The 6,131-nt window shown below is 61.7% G+C and carries 3 protein-coding genes, 2 tRNA genes, 1 rRNA gene and 1 other RNA gene; 4 read left to right on the forward strand and 3 right to left on the reverse strand.

Translation table 11 applies throughout. From position 1 onward, the window contains the following. Nucleotides 1-20: 20 nt before the first annotated feature. Together NFU04_RS00970 and NFU04_RS00975 are read right to left on the reverse strand one after the other, a co-directional pair. Nucleotides 21-1,043 (reverse strand): phospholipase A, encoded by a 1,023-nt coding sequence (locus NFU04_RS00970; protein WP_251307667.1) that lies wholly within the window; start codon nt 1,041-1,043, stop codon nt 21-23. Between the two features lie 90 nt (nt 1,044-1,133). Then, nucleotides 1,134-1,898, reverse strand: a complete 765-nt coding sequence (locus NFU04_RS00975; protein ID WP_251307668.1) for a TlyA family RNA methyltransferase — start codon at nt 1,896-1,898, stop codon at nt 1,134-1,136. Between the two features lie 488 nt (nt 1,899-2,386). Between NFU04_RS00975 and ffs the strand changes: the two genes are divergently transcribed. Then, an RNA gene (ffs, locus tag NFU04_RS00980) (signal recognition particle sRNA small type) lies at nt 2,387-2,483 on the forward strand. A gap of 106 nt (nt 2,484-2,589) precedes the next feature. Here the strand turns inward: ffs and NFU04_RS00985 are convergent. Continuing rightward, nucleotides 2,590-3,249 (reverse strand): DUF2201 family putative metallopeptidase, encoded by a 660-nt coding sequence (locus tag NFU04_RS00985; RefSeq protein WP_251307669.1) that lies wholly within the window; start codon nt 3,247-3,249, stop codon nt 2,590-2,592. Between the two features lie 683 nt (nt 3,250-3,932). Between NFU04_RS00985 and NFU04_RS00990 the strand changes: the two genes are divergently transcribed. From NFU04_RS00990 to NFU04_RS01000, 3 genes are all read left to right on the forward strand, one after another. Continuing rightward, nucleotides 3,933-5,470, forward strand: a 16S ribosomal RNA gene (locus tag NFU04_RS00990). 181 nt (nt 5,471-5,651) lie between these two features. Then, nucleotides 5,652-5,728, forward strand: a tRNA-Ile gene (locus NFU04_RS00995). A 91-nt stretch (nt 5,729-5,819) separates the two neighbouring features. Next, a tRNA-Ala gene (locus tag NFU04_RS01000) sits at nt 5,820-5,895 on the forward strand. The last annotated feature ends 236 nt before the right edge of the window (nt 5,896-6,131 follow it).

The raw sequence follows: 6,131 nt of genomic DNA on the forward strand, positions 1-6,131 counted from the left end.
GGCAGTGCAATCGGCGGCGCTCACTCCGGATGGGTGCTGAACAGGGGGTTGATGCTGAAGCCGAGGCTGACGCGCTGCACCCGGTGATCATAGTCGATCAGGCTTTCGCCATAGCCCTGGTAGTACTGGAGGTGGCCGCGGATTCGTCCGAACAGGGGCCAGGAGTAGTCGAGCTGGGTCCCCAGGTGGCCGGTGCCGGGATTGCCCCGGAACAGCAGGCTGGCCTCGTGGTCGCCGGCGAAGCGACGGGCGATGCCGATATCGCCATACCCCAGGTAGTGCTCGAGACGGGGGTTGTCATCGTCGCTGGTGGCTTCGGGGATGCGCCAGTGGGGGGTGAGGCTGACCGCCCAGTCGCCATGCTGAAAGAGCAGGTCCGCATAGAGGCGATTCCAGCTGCGGGAGACGGGATTGGAGCGACCATTGGACTGGTGGCTGAAGCCCAGGCGGTTACGGGTATTGGTCCAGCCCAGCAGGGTCCAGGCGTTATCGAAGCTGAGAAAGAGCTCCGGCTCGTAGTTGGTCTCCCGGAAGGGGGAGGAGGCCTCGGTATTGTAGGCCTGCCACCAGCTGCGCTGGGTAAAGGCGAAGAAGAGGTCGCCGTTGTCGCCGACCAGGTCCTCCATCAGGTTGACCTTGACGCTGAACTGGAACTTGACCTCGGTATCGCTGGGGCCATTGGCCTCGGTGATGGCGCGGAAGGCATCACGGTTGGGGCGATTGTTGAAGCTGACCGGCAACAGATAATTGCGCCGATAGGCGGTGATCGCCAGCGGGTTGCGGGTCGACTCCCGTTCCAGGGTGCGGCGCTGGCGGATCTCGCTGAGCACGGCCTCGCCGGCGACTCGGCCCTGGTCCGCCGCCGCCTCCTCGGCGGGGGCCTCGGCCAGGCGTTGTCGCAGGCTATCGAGTTCGACTTCGAGAGAGTGGATGCGGGCTTCGATGTCGCGACGCTCGGCGTCACTCAGGCTGGCGGCGGCCGGAGTGGCCAGGACCAGCATGCCCAGGACGCAGAGCGAGGTCAGGCGGGAAGTCGCGATCATGGTGGCTATCCATAGCTGGAGTCATGAGGCGTTTCTACCATGCTACCCGACCAAGTCAACGCCGGATACTGGCACTCGAGTGAGCCCGGCTCAGCGGCGCCGGGCGTAGAGCAGAAACTCGCGGTTGCCGTCGCCGCCGAGGATCGGGCTATCTCCCCAATGGCGGACCTCGAAGCCTAGCTCGTCGCAGCAGTGCCGTATCCGGGCCTCCACGTCCGCATAGAGACTGGGGTCGGCCACCACGCCCCGGGCATTGACGCGCCCGGGGCCGACCTCGAACTGCGGCTTGACCAGGCTGAGCAGCTCGCTCCCCGGAGGCAGCAGGCATGCCAGGGCCGGGAGGATCAGCGTCTGGGAGATAAAGGAGACATCCATCACCGCCAGGTCCGGGCCGCTGGCGCCTTGCGCCGCCAGGGCCGCCGCCAGCTCCGGGGCGCTATCCATGTGCCTGGCGTTGAGCCCCTCCAGGCAGGTCAGGCGGGGGTCGGCGCGCAGGCCGGAATCGAGCTGATCATGACCGACCTCCACGCCGATCACATGGCGGGCGCCATGCCGCAGGGCGCAGTCGCTGAAGCCGCCGGTGGACTGGCCCACGTCGAGAACCAGGCGTCCGGTCAGGTCGAGCCCCAGGGCCTCGAGCAGCGCCTCGAGCTTGAGGCCGGCCCGGGAGACGTAGCGCTCCTCCGGGTCCTCCTCCACTCGCAGCCGGCTCTCCAGGGGCAGTTTCTCGCCGGGCCTGGTAAGCACCCGGCCGGCGTCGACCAGGCTGACACGGCCGTGGCGAATCAGGCGCTGAGCGCGGGAGCGGGAGCGGACCAGGCCCTGGGTAACGAGCAGTTGGTCGAGGCGTTGCATGGGCATCATCGACAAGGCATCGCAGGTATAGGGGCAGGCAGTATAGCGCCGCCCCGGGGCCTGAGGCGATGGCTTGGGCGTCCGTAGTCGCGTAGCCCGGGCCGGCGTGGAGCTCCCCCGCGGGCCGGTGGTTTGTCCCCCAACTGCGCATCAGGTAATCGAGGGCCTCGTCCAGGCTGGTCCGACAGGCGTTAGAAGCCATAGGCCCGCTCGAGCCACTCCATGGCGACGGTCGAAGGTTTCCTCAACCTCGATGGCATTCAGGCTCCAGCCGAGCCGCGCGATATAGCCCTTCTCAGGGGCTTCTTCACCGGAAAGTGCCTCTGCGTCGATGGGCGGCTACCCCTTAGCCATGGGCGCCGGGTCGGGGAATTGCCACTGCCCTTGCGGGGGCTGCGGGCCGCTGTTATAGTGCCCCGCGTCGAGCCGAGTGGCTGTTCCAGCCTGGCTCTTCGCGAGGCTCAAGAGGCCCTCCGTTATGGTGGCCCCGTCGGTCCTCCCGCAACGCTAAGCCGCAAACCCCGCCAGGCCCGGAAGGGAGCAACGGTAGTGGTGGTCGCGTGTGCCGGGATGTGGCTGTCGGGGCCGCCTCCATTTCTAGCCGCCCTTTTTCGGCTTGCCTACCATTCCTTTCTATACGTGTTTGCTCTCCCTTGATGCCCGTCAGGGGCCGGCTCGTGGTGCCCGTTCGTCAGCGACTGAACAGGTAGTCATGGAGTGGTCCGGCCTGGATCTCCCTGTTGGCCTGCTTTTGCCATAGGCCGGCCAGGGCCGCATCCGCTTCGAGGGGAGCATAGTCCGGGTCCACGCGATGGATCTCGTCAGGAGGGTAAGGGGTGTCCAGGGGGTGGCCATCGAAGTGATGATCCTGCTGGGGGTGGGGATGAGCGGCCAGCCAGTCGTAGACCTGGCCGCTATGGCGCCCGGCCTGGGAGAAGTAGAAGACCGCATCGCGGGGGAGGTTCAGGCCCTCGAGCAGCACCAGGTAGTTGGCCTCGTGCTCACAGGCCAGGTTCCAGCGCTGGGTGTCTCGGTGTGGCTGTGCCACGATATGTCCGCAGACGCAGTGCCACACCAGGTGAGCCGTGATAAAGCGACGCTCTTCCGGTGTCAGCATGGCGGCAAAGGCGGCATGAAAAAACAGATGGCGCCCGTCGGTGGTCACCGTGTCGAGGCGATCGTCCATGACCGCGACCGGGGTCAGGTAGCGCGCTAGACGCGCCGAGGCCCCGCCCCGCCCGATCCACGAGCGAATATCTTGCGCCCATTGCCGCTGCTGCGAGGCCTTTTGCGGATAGTGGTCAAGAGCCGACTCCCGCTGTCGTGGGCGCAGCGCATCGATCAAGGACATGGCGGACTCCTCCATGAGTGTGGCGAGGTCGTGAATGCTACTGGTCAGCCTATGACGGGGAGCGGGAGGCCGCCGTCGGCTTTTGTTGACGGTGTGGGTAAGTCACTCCCGTGAAGGTCGGGCGAGTGGCGGCTTGGATGGGCGGCTGAAAGTTTTTTACCAAAGTCCTTGCAGGGGCGGGGGGAAATCCGTAAAGTACGCATCCGCTGCCGGCGACGGACATCGTGGCCAGCGGCAATGAGTGGCAAAAGTGCTTGTTTCTGTTGGGTTTTTCGAAACCCTCTCGAGAAAAGCGAGATTGACAGAGCGGCCAGATGCAGTAGAATGCATCGCCACGCCGACCGGCCAGTCGCCGGCTCGGATGATCGGAAGTCGCTGCTTCGTCGCACGCTTCAGGGTCGCCGAGCAGGGCTTGACAGTCACGGTCGAATCGGTAGAATGTCGCTTCCTCGCAGCGGCGTCGCAACGGCCTCCGGGTCGCGACCAAAGCGAGACGCTCCACTCCTTAGAGAGCTCGGAGCCGCTCTTTAACAATCGATCAGGTAATTCATGTGGGCGCTTGTCGGTGAGGTGGTGCGAGTCACCAAATCATCAAGGCAAGCGACTCGTCAAACGAGACGTTTGAACCTTGAGCCAAGATTGGTTCGCTTCCTCCCTCGGGAGGGCAAGAACCGCACTGATTTAAACTGAAGAGTTTGATCATGGCTCAGATTGAACGCTGGCGGCAGGCCTAACACATGCAAGTCGAGCGGAAACGATGGAAGCTTGCTTCCAGGCGTCGAGCGGCGGACGGGTGAGTAATGCATAGGAATCTGCCCGATAGTGGGGGATAACCTGGGGAAACTCAGGCTAATACCGCATACGTCCTACGGGGGAAAGCAGGGGATCTTCGGACCTTGCGCTATCGGATGAGCCTATGTCGGATTAGCTAGTTGGTGAGGTAATGGCTCACCAAGGCGACGATCCGTAGCTGGTCTGAGAGGATGATCAGCCACACTGGGACTGAGACACGGCCCAGACTCCTACGGGAGGCAGCAGTGGGGAATATTGGACAATGGGCGAAAGCCTGATCCAGCCATGCCGCGTGTGTGAAGAAGGCCTTCGGGTTGTAAAGCACTTTCAGCGAGGAAGAAGGCCTGGGGGCTAATACCCTTCAGGAAGGACATCACTCGCAGAAGAAGCACCGGCTAACTCCGTGCCAGCAGCCGCGGTAATACGGAGGGTGCGAGCGTTAATCGGAATTACTGGGCGTAAAGCGCGCGTAGGTGGCTTGATAAGCCGGTTGTGAAAGCCCCGGGCTCAACCTGGGAACGGCATCCGGAACTGTCAGGCTAGAGTGCAGGAGAGGAAGGTAGAATTCCCGGTGTAGCGGTGAAATGCGTAGAGATCGGGAGGAATACCAGTGGCGAAGGCGGCCTTCTGGACTGACACTGACACTGAGGTGCGAAAGCGTGGGTAGCAAACAGGATTAGATACCCTGGTAGTCCACGCCGTAAACGATGTCGACTAGCCGTTGGGGTCCTTGAGACCTTTGTGGCGCAGTTAACGCGATAAGTCGACCGCCTGGGGAGTACGGCCGCAAGGTTAAAACTCAAATGAATTGACGGGGGCCCGCACAAGCGGTGGAGCATGTGGTTTAATTCGATGCAACGCGAAGAACCTTACCTACCCTTGACATCGTGCGAACTTGGTAGAGATACCTTGGTGCCTTCGGGAGCGCACAGACAGGTGCTGCATGGCTGTCGTCAGCTCGTGTTGTGAAATGTTGGGTTAAGTCCCGTAACGAGCGCAACCCTTGTCCCTATTTGCCAGCGATTCGGTCGGGAACTCTAGGGAGACTGCCGGTGACAAACCGGAGGAAGGTGGGGACGACGTCAAGTCATCATGGCCCTTACGGGTAGGGCTACACACGTGCTACAATGGTCGGTACAAAGGGTTGCAATACCGCGAGGTGGAGCTAATCCCATAAAGCCGGTCTCAGTCCGGATCGGAGTCTGCAACTCGACTCCGTGAAGTCGGAATCGCTAGTAATCGTGAATCAGAATGTCACGGTGAATACGTTCCCGGGCCTTGTACACACCGCCCGTCACACCATGGGAGTGGACTGCACCAGAAGTGGTTAGCCTAACTTCGGAGGGCGATCACCACGGTGTGGTTCATGACTGGGGTGAAGTCGTAACAAGGTAGCCGTAGGGGAACCTGCGGCTGGATCACCTCCTTAAACGACAAGCGCTGCCTGCCGGCAAGTGCCCACAATGAATTACCTGATCGACCAGAGCAAATGACTGTTGGTGCAAGCCATGTCTGTCGCGAAGTTGGTTGGAGCGCACCCCCTGACCTTAAATGGAAAGCGGGTGAGGTCGACCGGCAAAACGCCAGCTAGCCTGCATAGGTACAGTGCCGGGTCTGTAGCTCAGTTGGTTAGAGCGCACCCCTGATAAGGGTGAGGTCGGCAGTTCAAATCTGCCCAGACCCACCAATTTCGCCGGATACGGCGTTGCTTTGATCCTCGCATAGCAGGCTATGCGTCGGCCCAAGGCGTCTTGTCTCCGACAAAATTATGCATTATCGGGGCCTTAGCTCAGCTGGGAGAGCGCCTGCCTTGCACGCAGGAGGTCAGCGGTTCGATCCCGCTAGGCTCCACCATCTCCCTCACTACCCATCTAACAGTCACTCACTGATCGGATCCGCAGTCATAAGCCATCATCGCCAGACACGATGACCGGTTTATGACTGTCGATTGACAGTCGCTCTTTAACAATATGAATCATGCTGACAAATTGACGATACGTCTCAAGCGTATCCGGCAATTATCGTACCAATCGCGACCAGACCCTTTCGGGTTATATGGTCAAGCGATTAAGCGCATACGGTGGATGCCT

This window comes from Halomonas sp. NCCP-2165, from assembly GCF_023708045.1.
Lineage (GTDB): Bacteria > Pseudomonadota > Gammaproteobacteria > Pseudomonadales > Halomonadaceae > Bisbaumannia > Bisbaumannia pacifica.

Coding starts and splice junctions, on each gene's coding strand:
- NFU04_RS00975 (WP_251307668.1), bottom strand. CDS start 1,898: ATGCAACGCCTCGACCAACTGCTCGTTACCCAGGGCCTGGTCCGCTCC.
- NFU04_RS00985 (WP_251307669.1), bottom strand. CDS start 3,249: ATGTCCTTGATCGATGCGCTGCGCCCACGACAGCGGGAGTCGGCTCTT.
- NFU04_RS00970 (WP_251307667.1), bottom strand. CDS start 1,043: ATGATCGCGACTTCCCGCCTGACCTCGCTCTGCGTCCTGGGCATGCTG.